We start from the raw sequence: 17,204 nt of genomic DNA on the forward strand, positions 1-17,204 counted from the left end.
TTCGCGCGTCGATTATTTCATAATTCTGGTCAATAACGGGAGCGGACGCCAACGAAGGCAGAGCTGCAGCGAATGACCGTGCCTCCCACTGGATTGGACGAAAGCGACCCGGTCAAGCGTGCCTTTGCTCCTCTCATCGGCCGGCCGGCCTGGAACGTTCGAAAAGGGCAAGGCTCGATGCTGACTTTCGAGTTTGGAGAACCTTCACTCCAGATCAGAGAGCCAATCGACACCGGCGCAGGGGCAAGTCCTAGGACAGGAGCATTGTTGGCTCGGCGAAGGGTCACGCCGCGTGGCGAGTGGCATCTCTGGATCTACTGCTGTAACTGGCGATGCCTTGCGAACGGCGTGGAGATCGCACGTTCCGATTCTGCCGACGCCGACATTGCAGCAGCGGCCGCCGAACTGGACGGCCAGCGCCTTCTTGCGGTGACAGTCGAGCCGCATCGGGGCAGATCGACCTTCACTTTCGATCTCGGCGGATTGCTGGAAGCTTCACCTTATGACGATGGCGAAGACGAGCAATGGCTCGTCTATCGCGAGTCCGGTGACGTCTTCGCCTACCGGGCCGATGGCCGCTACAGCTGGGGACCATCGGACGAACGCCCGGAAGACGAAGTCTGGCTGCCGCTGACGGCAGCCCCGGCCTGAGTCCTAGCCGCGCAGCACCGCGCCGTAGCGCTTGGCCATCTCGGCGACGATCCTGGCCGCAACGGCCTCGATCTCGGCATCGGTCAGCGTCTTCTGCGTCGGCTGCAAGGTTACCGCCAGCGCCACGGACTTCTTGCCCGGCTCGACGCCCGTGCCCTCATAGAGATCGAAGACGCCAACGTCCGAGACCAGCGCGCGGTCGGCGTTCTGGGCACTCTTGGCCATCTCGCCGGCCGCCACCGCCTTGTCGACGATGAAGGCGAAGTCGCGCGTCACCGGCTGGAAGTCGGAGAGCGCCAGCTTCGGCTTGACCTTGGTCGGCTTGTACTTGGGCAGCGGCAGCGCATCGAGATGGATCTCGAAGGCGACCAGCGGGCCCTTGACGTCGAGCGCCTTGAGCACGCGCGGGTGAACCTCGCCGAAAGCGCCGATCACACCCTTGGGGCCGAACTGGAGCGTGGCCGAGCGGCCAGGATGGGCCCAGGCCGGACCGCCGGCGACGATCTGCAGGCCGCCAACCGGCACGCCGAGCCCGGAGAGCAGGCCGAGCACATCGGCCTTGGCGTCGAAAGCGTCGACGGACTTCAGCGCACCGTCCCAATAGCGGCCGGCGCCTTCCAGCCTGGCCGTACCACGGCGCAGGCCAGCGGCGGCGATGAGCTGGCCTTCCGGCTCGTCACTCTGAAAGATCTGGCCGACCTCGAACAAGGCGACGTCGCCGAAGCCGCGATCGGCATTGGCCTGCGCCGAGCGGATCAGCCCCGGCAGCAGCGAGGGCCGCATGTCGGAGAGATCGGCCGCGATCGGGTTGGCGAGCACGAGCTTGCGCGAGCCGCCGCCGAAGAGCTTGGCGGCATCATGCGAGATGAACGACCAAGTCACGGCCTCGACCAGCCCGCGGCTGGCGAGCAGGCGCTTGGCCTGGCGCGTGCGCTTCTGCAGCACGGTCAACACCGGCTTGATCACCTCGCCCTTGATGCGCGGCAGCGGCGCCGGATCGACACGGTCGATGCCGGCGATGCGCAGGATCTCCTCGACGAGATCGGCCTTGCCCTCGACATCGGCGCGCCAGGACGGCGGCGCGACCTTGACGCGCTCGCCGGCACCCGAAACGTGGAAGCCGAGCGAGGTCAGGGCCAGCTTCATCTCGACCAGCGGCAGGTCGAGCCCGGTCAGGCGCTTGACCTCGGACCAGGGGAAATCGATCGCACCCGGGCTCTCCGGCAGGTCACCGGCGAAGACGACCTCGGAGGGCTCGCCGCCGCAGAGCGCCATGATCATCTGCGTCGCCATGTCGAGGCCGGGTCGGGTGAAGTCCGGATCGATGCCGCGCTCGTTGCGATAGCGCGCATCGGAATTGATGCCCAGCGCGCGGCCGGTGCGGGCGATGTTGAGCGTATTCCAGAGCGCGCTCTCGACCAGCACGTCGGTGGTGTTTTCGTCGCAGCCGGAATGCTCGCCGCCCATCACGCCGGCGATCGATTCGACGCCGTTGTCGTCGCAGATCACGACCATCTCGTCCGTGAGCGCATAGGTCCGGCCGTCGAGCGCCAGCACCTCCTCGCCATCCCTGGCACGGCGGACGACGAGATCACCCTTGACCTTGGCCGCGTCGAAGACGTGCAGCGGTCGGTTGCGGTCGAAGGTCATGAAGTTGGTGATGTCGACCAGGGCGTTGATCGGCCTGAGGCCGATGGCGCGCAGCCGCGCCTGCAGCCACTCCGGCGACGGACCGTTCTTGACGCCGCGCACCAGCCGCAGCGCAAAGGCCTGGCAGAGATTGCGGTCTTCCGCGGCGAAGTCGAGCCTGAGATCGACCGGGCATGGGAAAGCGCCGCGCACCGGCTGGACCAGCGGCGTCTTGACCGTGCCGAGGCCGGCGGCGGCGAGGTCGCGGGCGATGCCGGCGATGCCGAGCGCATCGGCGCGGTTTGGCGTCACGGCGATCTCGATCACGGCATCGTCGAGCCCGGCATAGGTCGCATAGGACTGGCCGAGCGGCGCGTCCTCAGGCAAATCGAGGATGCCGTCATGGTCGTCGGAGATCTGCAATTCGGCGGCAGAGCAGAGCATGCCGTTCGACTCGACGCCGCGGATCACGCCCTTGCCGAGGGTGATGTCCTTGCCGGGGATATAGGTGCCGGGCGGCGAGAACACGCTCTTCATGCCGGTGCGGGCATTGGGCGCGCCGCAGACGACCTGGACCGGCTCGCCCGAGCCGGTGTCGACCATGCAGACGCGCAGCCGGTCGGCATTCGGGTGCTGCTTGGCCTCGATGACATAGGCGATGGTGAAGGCGCTGAGCGCCTTGGCCTTGTCCTCGACGCCTTCGATTTCGAGGCCGATGCGGGTCAGCGTCTCGGTGATGGTGTCGAGCGAGTCGGTGGTGTCGAGGTGCTCTTTGAGCCAGGAAAGCGTGAATTTCATGGTCTTCCGTCGCTACGCATATTGACTGCCGAGAGCGCCGGGACGGCTTTATTCAGCTCGTCCTCGCCATCGGCCTTGATCTTCATGGCATTGCCGCGCCAGCTGACTTCGCGCGCGACGAAGGCATAGGCCCAGATGCCGGGGAATACGAGGTCGCGCGCCAGATAGGCCAGCGGCGTGCGCCAGTTCACGAACCAGCCGACGCCCTTGGCCAGCGCGATCTCGCCGGCATACCAGAGCGCCAGCACGGCGAGCACGCCTTGCCAGGGGGCGAAGCCAAAGGCTGGCGCGGCGAAGGCGGCGAGCACAGCCGGCACCAGCGACCCGACCAGTATCTCCGGCGCGAAGAAGGGCAGGAAGGTGACGCGGCGCAGGCGGGCCCAGCGGAACTGGCGCTGCACGACTTCACCGAACGCGCGCGATCCGAGCGGCTGCTCGAAGGGCTGGCCGACGAGATGGACATGCTTGCCGGCCTTGCGCACCAGCTTGGTCGCCGCCGCATCCTCGGCGATCTCGGCGGCGAGCGCGGCGATGCCGCCATTGGCGTCGAGGAAGGGCTTGTTCCAGAGCATCGACTTGCCTTGGGCGAAGCCGAAGCCGAGCGCCTCGCCGGCGTACTGCCAGCGCGCCTGGAAGGTATTTAGGAAGGCGCACTCGACCTCGGCGCCGAAACAACCTGGCCGCGAGCCGGCCGGCGTCGAGCAGACGAGCCCGGTATCCTCGCGCCAGGAGGCCATCAGCCGCTGGATATAGTCCTTCGGCATCAGCACGTTGGAATCGGCGAGGACCACCCAGTCATGGCGCGCCGCCTCCCAGCCCTTGACGCAGTTGTTGAGCTTGGGATTGGCGCTGACGGCGACGTCACCGACGATCAGGCGAACGCGGTCGGCGCCATGGGTCGCGATCAGCTCCTCGATCAGCGGCACGATCGGATCATGGCCGTCGGCGACGCAGAAGATCGTCTCGTACTGGGGATAGTCGAGCTCGAGGCCGGAGGTCAGCGTCTCCCGGCTGAAGGTCTCGATGCCGCGCACGGGACGGACGATCGTCACCGCTGGCGCGAGCCTCTGCAGGCGCGATGGCGCCTGCTTCCGGCGCAGGCGCACGAAGGCGACGGCCAAGCACAGCAGATTGGCGGCGACCATCAGCGCCGCGATCAGCCCAGCCCATTGCGCGCCGTTCATGCGTCTCCCCTTGCGGTGAGGTTTAGGAGGTCAGCCCACCGGTCAGGGTCGGCAGGTCGAGCGGACGGAAACCGTAATGCGACAGCCAGCGGATATCGGCCTCGAAGAAGGGCCGCAGGTCCGGCATGCCGTATTTCAGCATGGCGATGCGGTCGATGCCCATGCCCCAGGCGAAGCCCTGGTAGACGTCCGGGTCGAGCCCGCAATTCCTGAGCACGTTCGGATGGACCATGCCGCAGCCGAGGATCTCGAGCCAATCCTCGCCCTCGCCGAAGCGGATCTCGCCGTCCTTGCGCGAGCACTGGATGTCGACCTCGGCCGACGGCTCGGTGAAGGGGAAGAAGGACGGCCGGAAGCGCATCTTGACGCCCTCGACCTCGAAGAACGCCTTGCAGAACTCCTCCAGCACCCATTTCATGTGGCCGAAATGGGTCTTCTTGTCGATGACGAGGCCCTCGACCTGATGGAACATCGGCGTGTGGGTCTGGTCGGAATCCATGCGGTAGGTCCGGCCCGGACAGATCACCCGGATCGGCGGCTCCTGCGACATCATCGTGCGCACCTGAACCGGCGAGGTGTGGGTGCGCAGCAGCTTGCGCTCGCCATTGGAATCCGGCGCGAAGAAGAAGGTGTCGTGCATCTCGCGGGCGGGATGGCCGACCGGGAAGTTCAGCTTGGTGAAATTGAGATCGTCGGTCTCGACATCGGGGCCTTCTGCGACCGCGAAGCCCATATCGCCGAAGATCGCAGTGATCTCGTCGATGACCTGGCTGATCGGGTGGATGCGCCCGCGCGCCTCAGGCCCCTCGCGGACCGGCAGCGAGATGTCGAGCCGCTCGCTCGCCAGCCGCGCTTCCAGCGCCGCCTCGCCGAGCGCGTCCTTGCGGGTGGCGAGCGCCTGCTGGACGACATCGCGCAGGCCGTTGATGCGCGGCCCCTGCTCCTTGCGCTCCTCCGGCGTCATCGTGCCGAGCGTCTTCAGCAGGCCCGAAACCGAGCCGGACTTGCCCAGCGCCGCGATCCGCAGCTGCTCCAGCGCCGCCTCGTCGCCGGCCGCCTCGATCTCCCCGACCAGGGAATCGCGAAGGGTGTCGATGTCGTTCATGCCTGCTCTGGTCCGTTTGCGAGGCATCTTCTATGGTGTCGGCGGCGGTGAAGCTAGGGGCAATCGTGCTGGCAAAGCATCTCGCCAGCACGGAAATGCCACCCGAAATCCGGGATCGCGTGCAAAGATGACAATCTTGTCTCAAGCTCGGCGTCGCGTGCTGCTTTCCACGGCTTTTGCCGGCCTGTTCACTATCGCATTGCCGGCATCGGCCCAGCAGAGCGGCCAGCGCGTCACCATCACCGGTGAGATCAGCGACAGCTGGTGCACGATCAGCGGGCTGATGTTCGCCAAGGGCACGGCCCATCATCAATGTGCCGTCTGGTGCGCGCTCGGCGGCATCCCCGTCGCGATCCGCGACGCCGGCGGCAATCTCTATCTGATCCTGAAGATCGGCGACGACGAGGACAGCGCCGGCAATCCGCGCGTGGCGAAACTGGCGACGCACGAGGTCACGGTCGATGGCGAATTGCTGGAACGCGACGGCGTGAAGTACCTGCTGGTCGACCGCATCGCCGATGACAAGGGCGTCATCACGATGACGCAGGAAGAACACGGCATCCAGCCGTTCGGGAACTGAGGCCATGCGAGGCGGTCTCAACGCATTGATCATCGCAGCCGGCCTGGCAACGGCGCCGGCTGTCGCTGCCGAGCCCTGGAACATCCCGCACGAGAAGCAGGCCGTGCTGAAGGGCCGCGTCGTCGATGCGCTCTGCCAGCTCAAGGGCCGCTGCGCGCCGGACTGCGGCGGCGGCAGGCGGCAACTCGGACTCGTGCTCGCCGACGGCACCTTCCGCCTCGTCGCGAAATCGAACATCGACTTCGCCGGAGCGACGGCGGATCTTTCGCCCTATTGCGGTCGCGCGGTCGAAGCTGACGGCCTGCTGATCGAGAACCCGGCCGTGACCCTGTTCTTCGTGCAGCGCCTGCGCGAGCGGCCAGATCAGGACTGGATCGTCGCGGAACGCTTCAAGGTCGGCTGGGAAGCCAGGAACGGCAAGGCCGAGGAATGGTGGCGCGCAGACCCCGAAGCCAACCGGATCATCGCCGCGGACGGACCGTTCGGGATCAAGGGCCTCCAACCGAAACCGAAGCCGTGAGCCGCCGGCTCGCCCGCCGGAGCCTTCTCGCCGGCCTCACCGCAGCGCTGGCCGTGCCGGCTCTCGGCCATGACGCCACCTCGCCCGCATCGCGCGACCCGCTGGCGACGCAGTTCGGCGGCCCGTTCGCGCTGCTCGATCACACCGGCAAGCGCGCGACCGACGCCGATTTTCGCGGCCGCTTCATGCTGGTCTATTTCGGTTTCACCCGCTGCACCGACACCTGCCCGATCGACCTGCCGGTGATCGCCGGGGCGATCGATGGGCTCGGCCCACTCGCCGAAAAGATCACTCCGCTGTTCATCAGTGTCGACCCGGTCAACGACACCCCGGCCATCATGGCGACCTATGTCGCCAATTTCCATCCGCGGCTGGTCGGACTGTCCGGCAGCGAGGCCGAGATCGCCGCGGTCGCGAAAGCCTACAAGGTTCACCGCCGCAAGCTGAGCCAGGGACATCACGGGCCAGGCGAATACACAATCGACCACGGCTCCCTGACCTATCTGATGGGACCGGACGGCCGTTTCCTGACCTTGCTGCCGCATCGAACCTCATCAGAGCGCATGGCGGCAGTGCTGCGCAAATACCTGTCGTGAATGCGCGGAATTGGGCGAGATAGAACCGATTGAGTCGGCGCGCGCGATCCCTCGACCACACCCGGCTCGACGGACGGCACGCCGGCCGGGAGACGACCATGCCTGACAATACCGCCCAGAAGAATTCGCCCTCCTATCGGGTCGCCGCACTCGACCAGGACTTTCTCCTCGGCGACTCGACGCGCGGGGCGCGCTTCATGCTCGAATACCAGAAGGCCGAGGATGCCCTGCGGGCCCGCGGCATCGTCTCGACCATCGTCGTCTTCGGCTCGGCACGGGTGCGCGAGGGCAATCCCTGGTACGAGGCGGCGCGAGCGTTCGGCAAGATCGCCTCGGAGTGCGGCGGCGCGCTCGACGGCAAAGAGAGCGGCCGGCACCATGTCATCGCCACCGGCGGCGGGCCGGGCATCATGGAGGCCGCCAATCGCGGAGCGACGGAAGCGGGCGCGGTCTCGATCGGCTTCAACATCACACTGCCGCACGAGCAGGAGCCGAATGCCTGGTCGACGCCGGACCTGACCTTCCGCTTCCATTATTTTGCGATGCGCAAGATGCACCTCGCGATGCGGGCGGCGGCGCTGGTGGTCTTTCCCGGCGGCTTCGGCACGCTCGACGAACTCTTCGAGATCATGACGCTGGTGCAGACCGGCAAGATGCCGCCGGTGCCGATCGTGCTCTATGACAGCGCCTATTGGCAGGGGTTGATCAACCTCGAGCGGATGGCCGAAGCCGGCTTCGTCCGGCCCGAGGACCTCAAGCTGTTCTGCTATGCCGACAGCCCCGAAGAGGCCTACCAGCGCATTGTCGACGGCGCCGGCGAGAACTGGACGCCGAAGGCGGCCGAGAAGGTGCAGACGTAAGCGGTCCCACGCCCCCGTCATGGTCGGGCTTGCCCCGACCATCCACGTCTTTGCCGTTAGAGAGGTGTTCAAGACGTGGATGCTCGCCACAAGGGCGAGCATGACGGCGAGCCCAAACAAAAAGGCCGGCGTTTCCGCCGGCCTTCTGTATTCCGATCAGGCAAGTCCGCTCAGGCGGCCTTGGCTTCGGCGCCGAGCGCGCCCTTGACCGTCTCGACCACCGCAGCGAAGGCGGCAGCGTCGTCGATGGCGAGGGCCGACAGGGTCTTGCGGTCGAGCTCGAGGCCCGCCTTGGCGAGACCGCCGATGAACAGCGAATAGGTCAGGCCATGCTCGCGCACCGCAGCGTTCAGACGCTGGATCCAGAGCGCGCGGAAGGTGCGCTTCTTGTTCTTGCGGTCGCGATAGGCGTACTGCATCGAACGATCGACGGCCGCCTTGGCGGCGCGGATCGTATTCTTGCGGCGGCCATAGAAGCCCTTGGCGGCCTTGAATGTCTTCTTGTGCTTGGCGTGGGACGTAACGCCCCGTTTCACGCGAGCCATGTTTGATCTCCGGAAAAGTTAGGGGACGTCAGCCGTTGGGGAGGAAGTACTTCTTCACGTTGGCGGCATCGCCTTCGAAAAGAACGTTCGTCCCACGGTGATTGCGGAGCTGCTTGTTGGTCCGCTTGATCATCCCGTGACGCTTGCCGGCCTGGGCGTAGAGCACCTTGCCGGTTCCGGTGACCTTGAACCGCTTCTTGGCGGCCGATTTAGTCTTCATCTTGGGCATTTCAGCTCCTCATAGGTCGCGAGCGCGAACAATGCGCCGCTTCAATTTTGCTTTGGGAAGCAAAGTACGACCGCCACGGCAGCCCTTATCAGCCGGGCGATCGAAGGTGGGGCCTATGACAGAAAAGCCTGGAGCTGGCAAGAGCCTGCAGTTGCGGGGAAAACCGCCCCTCGATGGCATGCCTTGCGTCAGTGGACATCCATCATCTGAAAATCGTCATAGAACCGTAATTATTTCCGACCATCGCAGCCGCTTTCCCGCCCGGAGACACTCACCGTGAAGACACCCCTCCTCAGCCTGGCAGCGGGCCTTGCGCTCGTCGCCGCCTCCGCCGTCTCCGCCTTCGCCCAGGGCGGCAGCCAGTCGACCCTCGACCGGATCAAGGCGCGCGGCCATATCGTCTGCGGCACCAGCGAAGGCGTGCCGGGCTTCTCGCTGCAGGACGGCAAGGGCGTCTGGAACGGCTTCGACACCGATGTCTGCCGCGCGCTCGCGGCTGCGATCTTCAACGATCAGGACAAGGCGCAATATCTGTCGCTGTCGAGCAAGAACCGCCTGGTGGCGCTGCAATCGGGTGAGATCGACGTGCTGGCGCGCACCACCACCTGGACGCTGAGCCGCGACATCGGCCAGGGCCTCAGCTTCACGGCGGTGAACTATTATGACGGCCAGGGCTTCATCCTGCGCAAGAAGCTCGGCGTGAACACGGTCAAGGAGCTCAATGGCGCCTCGGTCTGCGTCGCCCAGGGTACCACCACCGAGCTCAACCTCGCCGACTACGGCCGCACCAACAATCTCAAATTCGAGACCGTCGCCTTCGCCACGCTGGAGGAGACGGTCGCCGCCTATGAGGCCGGGCGCTGCGACGCCTACACCACCGACCTCTCCTCGCTCGCCGGCACGCGCAACAAGCTGCAGAAGCCGGACGAGCACATCCTGCTCCAGGAGGTCATTTCCAAGGAGCCGCTCGGTCCCTGGGTCCGCAAGAGCGACCAGGCCTGGTTCGACATCGTGCGCTGGACCGTGTTCGCGCTGATCAATGCCGAGGAGCTCGGCGTCACCCAGGCCAATGTCGAGGAGCTGGCGAAGAGCTCGCAGAATCCGGAAGTGCGCCGCATGCTCGGCGCCGAGAGCAAGTTCGGCGAGTCGCTCGGCCTGAGCAATGACTGGGTGGTGCGGATCGTCAAGGCGGTCGGCAATTACGGCGAAAGCTTCGAGCGGCATTTCGGTGCCCAGAGCCGCAACCCGCTACCGCGCGGCGTCAACAAGCTCTGGTCGCAGGGCGGGCTGCAATACGCACCGCCGATCCGCTGAGCGGTTCGCAAACAGATCGGGCGGCCTCCTCCGGGAGGCCGCCCTTTTTTTTGAGACGGACTTTACGTGCGGCTTGCCTTCAGCCCGTCCATGCCATCGCCGTCCGCCGCGGCTCGGCGATCAGGCAGAACCCGATCGTGACGGTCGCCAGCGCCGAAAACCCGCCGGCGACCGAGACGTAGAAGCCGGTGCTCGCGCCATAGATGTCGATCAGCCAACCGGAGGCGGCCGAACCCGCCGCCATGCCGATCCCCATGCCGGTCATCACCCAGGTGATGCCCTCGGTCAGCTTCGAAGCCGGCACATGCCGCTCGACCAGCGCCATCGCGACGATGACGGTCGGCGAGATCGAGGCGCCGGCGATGAAGAGCACGATGCCCAGCATCCAGAGCGACGAGACGACCAGCAGCGGCAATGTCGTCGCCGCAGCAAGCCCGATCGCGAGCAGCAATTGTGTGGCGAGCGGCAGGCGCAGGCGGAGCGCACCGAAAACGAGGCCGGTGATAAAGGAGCCGGCGGCATAGGCCGCGAGCGCCAGACTCGCCGCCGCCTTGTTGCCCTGTGCCTCGGCGAAGGCGACCGCAGTGACCTCGGCCGTGCCGAAGACGACGCCGAGCGCAACCATCAGCAGCGCAATGATCTGCACCGGCACCAGGCGGATGGCGGAACTGCTGGCGTCGACGCCTTGCGAGTGCACGGGCGGCTCGGTCGCGCGCTGCGCCACGAACAGGGCCATGCCGACAGCGAGCATGATCGTCGCCGCAAGCGGCCCGGCTTCCGGGAACCAGATGACACTGAGGCCGATCGAGATCACCGGGCCGAGCATGAAGATGACCTCGTCGATGACCGATTCGAAGGCAAAGGCGGTGCGCAAATGCGGCGTATCGCGATAGATCTCGGTCCAACGGGCGCGCACCATCGCCATCATGCTCGGCTCGAGCCCGGCGAGAGCGGCAAAGAGGAAGAGTACCCAGATCGGCGCCTCGAGGCGCGTCGCCAGCATCAGCCCGATCAGCGCGACAATGGTCGCGAGCGTGGCTGGGATCAGCACCTTGCTCTGACCATGGCGGTCGACCAGCCGCGAAATCTGCGGCGCGATCAGCGCATTGGACAGCGCGAAGGTCGCGGCGACGCCACCGGCAAGCCAATACTGGCCGCGCGCCTGGGAGAGCATGGTGACGATGCCGATCGTCAGCATCGAGAATGGCATGCGGGCGAGGAAGCCGGCGGCCGAAAAGCCGATCGAGCCGGGAGCCCGGAAAATCTCGCGATAAGGGTTAGGCATGGACGTCTCCGTCACATCGGGGCGCAATTTGGAAGCGCAATTGACATACGTTGCGTATGTGACATGACTAGTTACATACGAAGCGTATGTCAATTCACATACGCTTCGTATGCGAAAGGAACATGGACGATGCGCAAACCGCGCAGCCAGATGATCGCCGAGACGCGGACCAAGCTGATCGCCGCGGCGCGCGCCGCCTTCGGCACGGTCGGCTATGCGCAGACCTCGATGGATGATCTCACCGCCTCAGCCGGGCTGACGCGCGGGGCGCTCTACCATCATTTCGGCGACAAGAAGGGCCTGCTGATTGCGGTGATCGCTGAGATCGACGGCGAGATGAACGCACATATGCGGGCAGTCACCGCGAAGGCGTCCGACCCCTGGATCGGCTTTCGCGATGAGTGCACCGCCTATATCGAGCTGGCACTCGATCCGGAGATCCAACGCATCATGCTGCGCGATGGTCCGGCCGTGCTCGGCGACCCCTGGGACTGGCCGACACTGAGCGAGTGCATCCGCTCGATGACCGACAGCATGGCAAAGCTGGCCGAAAGCGGCATCGTTGCTCCGATCGATCCCGAAGCTGCCGCACGGCTGATAGCCGGAGCGACGCAATATGCGGCGCAATGGATCGCGAATGCGCCTGATCCGCAGGCGACCTCGCGCAAGGCGATCGACGCCTTCAACCTGATGCTCGACGGGCTGCTCATGCGGCGCTGAACGAAGCTCCGAGCAATGTGACAACCAACACTAGATCAGAAACAAATGTTTCATATGATCTGAATTAGAGATTTTGTTTCACATTCCTGCTCGCCCTGCTAAGGTCCGGCGCATGGACAAACCCGGCCTGACGGCGAGCCTCAGCGAGAGCTTCGAGCAATTGCCGCAGCAATTGCAGACGGCAGCGCGCTGGGTGCTCGACCATCCGGCCGATGTCGCGCTGCTGACCACGCGCGAGCAGGCCAAGCGAGCCGGCCTGTCGCCGGCCACCCTCACCCGGCTGGCGCAGCGCTTCGGCCTCAAAGGTTATGACGAACTGCGCGCCGTCCACGCAGCGGCGCTGCGGCGGCGGCCGGAGGGCTTTGCCGGCCGCGCCGGCGAACTGATGCAGCGCCATGGCGAAGAGGGGCCGCGCGCGATCGCGCAGGACATGTTCGCGGCGCTGGCCGAGCATCTCAAGGCACTGCGCGAGCCGCAGGCGCTCGCCCATCTCGAACAGGCTGCCGACCTCTTGAGCGAAGCGCAGACCGTGTTCTGCTTTGGCCTGCGCTCGGCTTTCCCGGCCGCCTTCATGCTCGACTATATCCGCGACCTGATCGGCGCCGGCTCCGTGCTCGCCGACGGCGCCGGCGGGCGCGGCATCGATGCGCTGCGCCGGATCGGCCCGGGCGATGCGCTCTTCGCCGTCTCGGTCGCACCCTATACGCGCCAGACGGTGCAGTCGGCCGAGATCGCCAGGGAGCGCGGCGCAAAGGTCGTGGCGCTGACCGACAGCGCATTGTCTCCCCTCGCCGCCCTTGCCGATGTGGCGCTGCTGGTCAGGACCGAGACGCCGTCCTTCTTCCATACGATGACCCCGGCTTTCGCTGCGGTCGAATGCCTGGCGGCGCTGATGACGGCGCGCAAAGGCAAGCCCGCGCTCGACGCGATCGCCCGCCACGAGGCGGCGCTCGACGCGGCCGGCACCTTCCTCAATCCGAGACCCACCAGGCGAGGCCATCGATGAGCCACATCCTGCATCGCATGCTGAGCAAGACTTACCCGACCGCGGCCGGCGGCGAGGGCATGGTGCTGCGCGACCGCGACGGGCGCGAGCACATCGACGCCTCGGGCGGCGCCGCCGTTTCCTGCCTCGGTCACGGCCATCCCGACGTGCTGGCGGCGATGCATGCGCAGATCGACAAGCTCGCCTATGCCCATACCAGCTTCTTCACCACCGACGCCGCCGAGGAGCTCGCCGACCATCTGATCGCGCGGGCGCCAGCCGGCATGGAGTCGGTCTATTTCTGCAGCTCCGGCTCGGAGGCGGTCGAGGCCTGCCTGAAGCTGGCCCGGCATTATTTCGTCGAGAAGGGCGAAACGCGCCGCGTCAACTTCATCTCGCGGCGGCAGAGCTATCACGGCATCACGCTGGGCGCGCTCTCGGTCGGCGGGCGGATGAAGGACCGTGCGCCCTTCGCCGAGATGCTTATGCAGGGCCATCACATTTCGCCCTGCTACGAGTATCGCGGCCGGCGGGCCGACGAGACCAGCGAGGAATACGGCCTGCGCGTCGCCGACGAGCTCGAGGCCAAGATCCTAGAGCTCGGGCCGGAGACCGTCTGCGCCTTCGTCGCAGAGACGGTGGTCGGCGCGACGCTCGGCGCGGTGCCGGCCGCGCCCGGCTACTTCAAGCGTATCCGCGAGATCTGCGACCGCCACGGCGTGTTGCTGATCCTGGACGAGGTGATGAGCGGTATGGGCCGCACCGGCACGCTCCATGCCTGCGAGCAGGAAGGGATCGCGCCCGATCTGATGGCGATCGCCAAGGGACTAGGTGGCGGCTACGCGCCGATCGGCGCCATGCTGGCTTCGAAGCGGATCGTCGAGGCGGTCCGGCAGGGCTCGGGCATCTTCCCGCACAGCCAGACCTATGTCGGGCATCCCCTCGCCTGTGCCACCGCACTCGCGGTGCAAAAGGTGATCGAACGCGACGATCTCCTCGCCAATGTCCGCAAGCAGGGTGCGCGGCTGGAGCAGCGCCTGCGCGAGCGCTTCGGCAACCACCACCATGTCGGCGACATCCGCGGGCGCGGCCATTTCTGGGGCGTCGAGATCGTCGCCGACCGCTCGGCCAAGACTCCCTTCGACCCGGCCCTGAAGCTCAACGCCAGGATCAAGCAGGCGGCACAGGAGCGCGGTTTGCTGATCTACCCGATGGGCGGCACCGCCGACGGCACCGCCGGCGACCATGTCCTGCTGGCGCCGCCCTTCATCATCGACGCCGCGACCGTCGACACCATCGTCGAACGCCTCGGCGACGCGCTCGATGCGAGCTTGGCCTCGGCCCGGCCGGCCTGAGGCTCACCACAATCCGGGCCAGCAGAGCCCGGTGCTTCCACAACAGGGGAACCACCATGAAGTCGTTGAAACATCTGCTCCTCAACGGCCTCGCCACGCTCGGCCTTGCCGGCGCTGCCAGCGCCCAGACCGGCACGCTCGAGCGCGTCAAGGCGCGCGGCGAACTCATCTGCGGCAACCACATCGCCCTGCCCGGCTTCGGCATCCAGGGCCCCGACGGACGCTGGGACGGGCTCGACATCGACCTCTGCCGCGCCGTGGCGACAGCGATCTTCAACGATCCCAACAAGATCAAGTTCGTGCCGACGACGCCGCAGATGCGCTTCGTCGTGGTGCAGTCGGGCGAGGTCGACATGCTCGCCCGCAATGCGACCTACACGATGTCGCGCGATACTTCGGCCGGCATGTCCTGGCCAATCATCAACTATTTCGACGGCCAGGGCTTCATGGTGCGCAAGTCGCTGGGGGTCGCCGAAGCGAAGGGGCTAGATGGCGCCTCGATCTGCGTGACGCAAGGCACGACGACCGAGCTCAACCTCGCCGACTTCTTCCGCGCCAACAAACTGAAATACGAGATCATCGGCTTCGCCACCAACGAAGAGGGCGTGAAGGCGCTGGAGGCCGGACGCTGCGACGCCTTCACCACCGACACCTCGGGCCTTGCCGCCGAGCGCCTGAAATTCTCCAAGCCCGACGATTTCGTCATCCTGCCGACGCTGATCTCGCGCGAGCCGCTCGGCCCAGCGGTGAAGCGCGGCGACGAGAGCTGGGTCGCGCTGGTGAAATGGGTGCACTACGCCATGCTCAACGCCGAGGAGCTGGGCGTGACCAAGGCCAATGTCGACGAGCAGCTGAAGTCGGGGAATCCCGAGGTCAAGCGCCTGCTCGGCGTCGAGGGCAAGTTCGGCGAAGGCCTCGGCCTGACCAATGACTGGGCCTATCGCGTGATCAAGCACATCGGCAATTACGGCGAGAGCTTCGAGCGCAATGTCGGCGCAGGTTCGAAGCTGCAGCTGAAGCGCGGGCTGAACGACCTCGCCTCCAAGGGCGGGCTGCAATACCCGCACCCCATCCGCTGATGCGGATCGCGCTGATCCACGCGCTGCGCCATTCGCCGCCTCCGATCGAGGCGGCGTTCGCGCGGCTGTGGCCTGAGGCCACGCTGATGAACCTGCTCGACGACAGCCTCTCGGCCGATCTTTCCCGCGACGGGCGGATCACCGAGGCGATGACCGGGCGCTTCCTCAGCCTTGCCAGCTATGCGCGGGCGACCGGCGCCGACGGCATCCTCTTCACCTGCTCGGCCTTCGGCCCCTGTATCGAAGCGGTACAGCGCGCGCTTGCCCCCCTCCCCGTGCTGAAGCCGAACGAAGCGATGATCGAAGAAGCCGAGGCGGTCGGCGCCCGGATCGGCCTGCTCGCCAGCTTCGGACCGACGCTGCAATCGATGCCGCCGGAGTTCCCGGCATCGCTGACGGTCAAGCCGAAACTCGCCGAGGGCGCGCTCGCCGCGCTCGACCACGGCGACGCGGCGGAGCACGACCGGCTGGCGGCGCTGGCCGCAAGCGATCTGGCGCAGTGCGACGCGATCGCGCTGGCGCAGTTCAGCCTGGCACGGGCGGCGACCGCGGTCGCGGCCGCGACGGGCAAGCCGGTGCTGACGACGCCGGACAGCGCAGTCCGGAAGCTCAGGCGCCTGCTCGGAATAGGCCCTGCCTGACACTGTCCCGTCATGCTAGATTGGCGGGACAGGCCCGGCGGATGGTTCAACGGCCATCCGGAACCGCGCGGCGACAAGCGGGCCGCCGTAGGCAGCTTCCGACGAAAGGCCGGGCCTTTCGGGGAGAGGCGCGATGACGACCTACATCATGCTGCTGACTTGGACCGACCAGGGCGCACGCAACCTCAAGGACTCGCCCACCCGTCTCGATGCGGCCAAGCAGGCGCTGAAAGACATGGGCGGCGACTTCAAGGCCTTCTTCATGACCATGGGCAAATACGACATGGTCGTGATCGGCGAGGCGCCGGATGATGCCGTGCAGGCGCGCTTCTGCCTGCAGCTCGCCATGCTCGGCAATGTGCGGACCGAAACGCTCAAGGCCTTCCCCGAAGCAGCCTATCGCGAGATCATCCGCTCGGTCAGCTAGACGTCACCGACATGACAAAGCCCGGCCGAAACGGCCGGGCTTTGTGAAAGTCAGATGCGGGCGCAGTGCCTTCGGCACGGCGCGCCAGCCTCGCCTTACTTCGGGGCGAGCACCATCACCATCTGGCGGCCTTCGAGCTGCCAGTCGCTCTCGACCTTGGCGACCTCGAGCGTATCGGCCTTGACGCGCTCCAGCACCTTCACGCCGAGGTCCTGGTGCGCCATCTCGCGGCCGCGGAAGCGCAGGGTGACCTTCACCTTGTCGCCTTCTTCGAAGAAGCCGTGCATCGCCTTCATCTTCACATCGTAGTCGTGCTTGTCGATGCCGGGGCGAAGCTTGATTTCCTTGATCTCGATGGTGCGCTGCTTCTTGCGCGCCTCGGACGCCTTCTTCTGCTCGAGAAAGCGGAAGCGGCCGTAATCGAGGATCTTGCAGACGGGCGGCACAGAATTGGGGGCGATCTCGACCAGATCGAGACCGGCATCCTCGGCAATCTTGAGCGCCTCGAAGAACGAGACCACGCCACGGTTGGCGCCGGTATCGTCGATGAGCTGGACGTCGCGGACGCCACGGATGTCGCGGTTGGCGCGAGGACCGTCCTTGACGGGGGCTGGTGCGGCACGGAAGGGACGACGAATGGCTGTATTCTCCTGTGAATGGCGCATCGCGCCGTTGGGGAGACACATTGCACAACGCGAAGC

The 17,204-nt window shown here is 66.2% G+C and carries 19 protein-coding genes; 12 read left to right on the forward strand and 7 right to left on the reverse strand.

What is annotated here, in order from left to right:
- The first annotated feature begins 72 nt into the window (after positions 1–72).
- On the forward strand, positions 73–651 hold the full coding sequence (locus tag ACWIGM_RS12810; protein ID WP_454026309.1) for a hypothetical protein: 579 nt from the start codon (positions 73–75) through the stop codon (positions 649–651).
- Positions 652–654: 3 nt separating this feature from the next.
- On the opposite strand, the gene pheT is transcribed toward ACWIGM_RS12810, so the two are convergent.
- Genes pheT through pheS form a run of 3 tightly spaced genes read right to left on the reverse strand, consistent with a single transcriptional unit; the run spans position 655 to position 5,367 of the window.
- Positions 655–3,078 carry a phenylalanine--tRNA ligase subunit beta gene (pheT, locus tag ACWIGM_RS12815; protein ID WP_454026310.1) on the reverse strand — a complete coding sequence of 808 codons (2,424 nt, stop codon included), beginning with the start codon at positions 3,076–3,078 and terminating at the stop codon, positions 655–657.
- On the reverse strand, positions 3,075–4,262 hold the full coding sequence (locus ACWIGM_RS12820; protein ID WP_454026311.1) for a glycosyltransferase: 1,188 nt from the start codon (positions 4,260–4,262) through the stop codon (positions 3,075–3,077). The genes pheT and ACWIGM_RS12820 overlap by 4 nt, the downstream gene beginning before the upstream one ends.
- Before the next feature lie 22 nt (positions 4,263–4,284).
- Positions 4,285–5,367 (reverse strand): phenylalanine--tRNA ligase subunit alpha, encoded by a 1,083-nt coding sequence (gene pheS, locus ACWIGM_RS12825; RefSeq protein WP_454026312.1) that lies wholly within the window; start codon positions 5,365–5,367, stop codon positions 4,285–4,287.
- Here pheS and ACWIGM_RS12830 point away from each other — a divergent pair.
- The 4 genes from ACWIGM_RS12830 to ACWIGM_RS12845 all read left to right on the forward strand — a co-directional run bounded on the left by ACWIGM_RS12830 (position 5,357) and on the right by ACWIGM_RS12845 (position 7,923).
- Positions 5,357–5,947 carry a hypothetical protein gene (locus ACWIGM_RS12830; protein WP_454026313.1) on the forward strand — a complete coding sequence of 197 codons (591 nt, stop codon included), beginning with the start codon at positions 5,357–5,359 and terminating at the stop codon, positions 5,945–5,947. The two genes, pheS and ACWIGM_RS12830, sit on opposite strands and share 11 nt — an antisense overlap.
- Before the next feature lie 4 nt (positions 5,948–5,951).
- Positions 5,952–6,467 (forward strand): hypothetical protein, encoded by a 516-nt coding sequence (locus tag ACWIGM_RS12835; RefSeq protein WP_454026314.1) that lies wholly within the window; start codon positions 5,952–5,954, stop codon positions 6,465–6,467.
- Complete coding sequence (locus tag ACWIGM_RS12840; RefSeq protein WP_454026315.1) at positions 6,464–7,063, forward strand: SCO family protein; 600 nt, start codon at positions 6,464–6,466, stop codon at positions 7,061–7,063. The genes ACWIGM_RS12835 and ACWIGM_RS12840 overlap by 4 nt, the downstream gene beginning before the upstream one ends.
- A 98-nt stretch (positions 7,064–7,161) precedes the next feature.
- A complete protein-coding gene (locus ACWIGM_RS12845; protein ID WP_454026316.1) occupies positions 7,162–7,923 on the forward strand; it encodes an LOG family protein in 762 nt (253 codons plus the stop codon).
- Between the two features lie 170 nt (positions 7,924–8,093).
- On the opposite strand, the gene rplT is transcribed toward ACWIGM_RS12845, so the two are convergent.
- Together rplT and rpmI are read right to left on the reverse strand one after the other, a co-directional pair.
- Entirely contained in the window at positions 8,094–8,468 is a 375-nt protein-coding gene (gene rplT / locus ACWIGM_RS12850; RefSeq protein WP_057187775.1) for a 50S ribosomal protein L20, read from the reverse strand.
- A 28-nt stretch (positions 8,469–8,496) separates the two neighbouring features.
- The gene (rpmI, locus tag ACWIGM_RS12855) at positions 8,497–8,697 is read right to left on the reverse strand and encodes a 50S ribosomal protein L35 (RefSeq protein ID WP_091831700.1); all 201 of its coding nucleotides are present in this window, start codon (positions 8,695–8,697) and stop codon (positions 8,497–8,499) included.
- Positions 8,698–8,973: 276 nt separating this feature from the next.
- Here rpmI and ACWIGM_RS12860 point away from each other — a divergent pair, with 276 nt between their 5' ends.
- A complete protein-coding gene (locus ACWIGM_RS12860; protein WP_454026317.1) occupies positions 8,974–10,011 on the forward strand; it encodes an amino acid ABC transporter substrate-binding protein in 1,038 nt (345 codons plus the stop codon).
- 79 nt (positions 10,012–10,090) lie between these two features.
- Here ACWIGM_RS12860 and ACWIGM_RS12865 read toward each other — a convergent pair whose 3' ends face one another.
- Complete coding sequence (locus tag ACWIGM_RS12865; RefSeq protein ID WP_454026318.1) at positions 10,091–11,296, reverse strand: MFS transporter; 1,206 nt, start codon at positions 11,294–11,296, stop codon at positions 10,091–10,093.
- Positions 11,297–11,425: 129 nt separating this feature from the next.
- On the opposite strand from ACWIGM_RS12865, the gene ACWIGM_RS12870 reads away from it, so the two are divergent.
- From ACWIGM_RS12870 to ACWIGM_RS12895, 6 genes are all read left to right on the forward strand, one after another.
- Positions 11,426–12,016, forward strand: coding sequence for a TetR/AcrR family transcriptional regulator (locus ACWIGM_RS12870; protein WP_454026319.1), 591 nt, complete (start codon positions 11,426–11,428; stop codon positions 12,014–12,016).
- Between the two features lie 112 nt (positions 12,017–12,128).
- Positions 12,129–13,022 (forward strand): MurR/RpiR family transcriptional regulator, encoded by an 894-nt coding sequence (locus tag ACWIGM_RS12875; protein ID WP_454026320.1) that lies wholly within the window; start codon positions 12,129–12,131, stop codon positions 13,020–13,022.
- Positions 13,019–14,356 carry an aspartate aminotransferase family protein gene (locus tag ACWIGM_RS12880; protein ID WP_454026321.1) on the forward strand — a complete coding sequence of 446 codons (1,338 nt, stop codon included), beginning with the start codon at positions 13,019–13,021 and terminating at the stop codon, positions 14,354–14,356. The genes ACWIGM_RS12875 and ACWIGM_RS12880 overlap by 4 nt, the downstream gene beginning before the upstream one ends.
- A 56-nt stretch (positions 14,357–14,412) precedes the next feature.
- Positions 14,413–15,435, forward strand: a complete 1,023-nt coding sequence (locus ACWIGM_RS12885; protein ID WP_454026322.1) for an amino acid ABC transporter substrate-binding protein — start codon at positions 14,413–14,415, stop codon at positions 15,433–15,435.
- Positions 15,435–16,076, forward strand: coding sequence for an aspartate/glutamate racemase family protein (locus tag ACWIGM_RS12890; protein WP_454026323.1), 642 nt, complete (start codon positions 15,435–15,437; stop codon positions 16,074–16,076). The genes ACWIGM_RS12885 and ACWIGM_RS12890 overlap by 1 nt, the downstream gene beginning before the upstream one ends.
- A gap of 133 nt (positions 16,077–16,209) precedes the next feature.
- The gene (locus ACWIGM_RS12895) at positions 16,210–16,503 is read left to right on the forward strand and encodes a GYD domain-containing protein (RefSeq protein WP_454026324.1); all 294 of its coding nucleotides are present in this window, start codon (positions 16,210–16,212) and stop codon (positions 16,501–16,503) included.
- Positions 16,504–16,598: 95 nt separating this feature from the next.
- Here the strand turns inward: ACWIGM_RS12895 and infC are convergent, their stop codons facing one another.
- The gene (gene infC, locus ACWIGM_RS12900; protein WP_454026325.1) at positions 16,599–17,168 is read right to left on the reverse strand and encodes a translation initiation factor IF-3; all 570 of its coding nucleotides are present in this window, start codon (positions 17,166–17,168) and stop codon (positions 16,599–16,601) included.
- Positions 17,169–17,204 lie beyond the last annotated feature (36 nt).

Source organism: Allobosea sp. NPDC055332, from assembly GCF_053645455.1.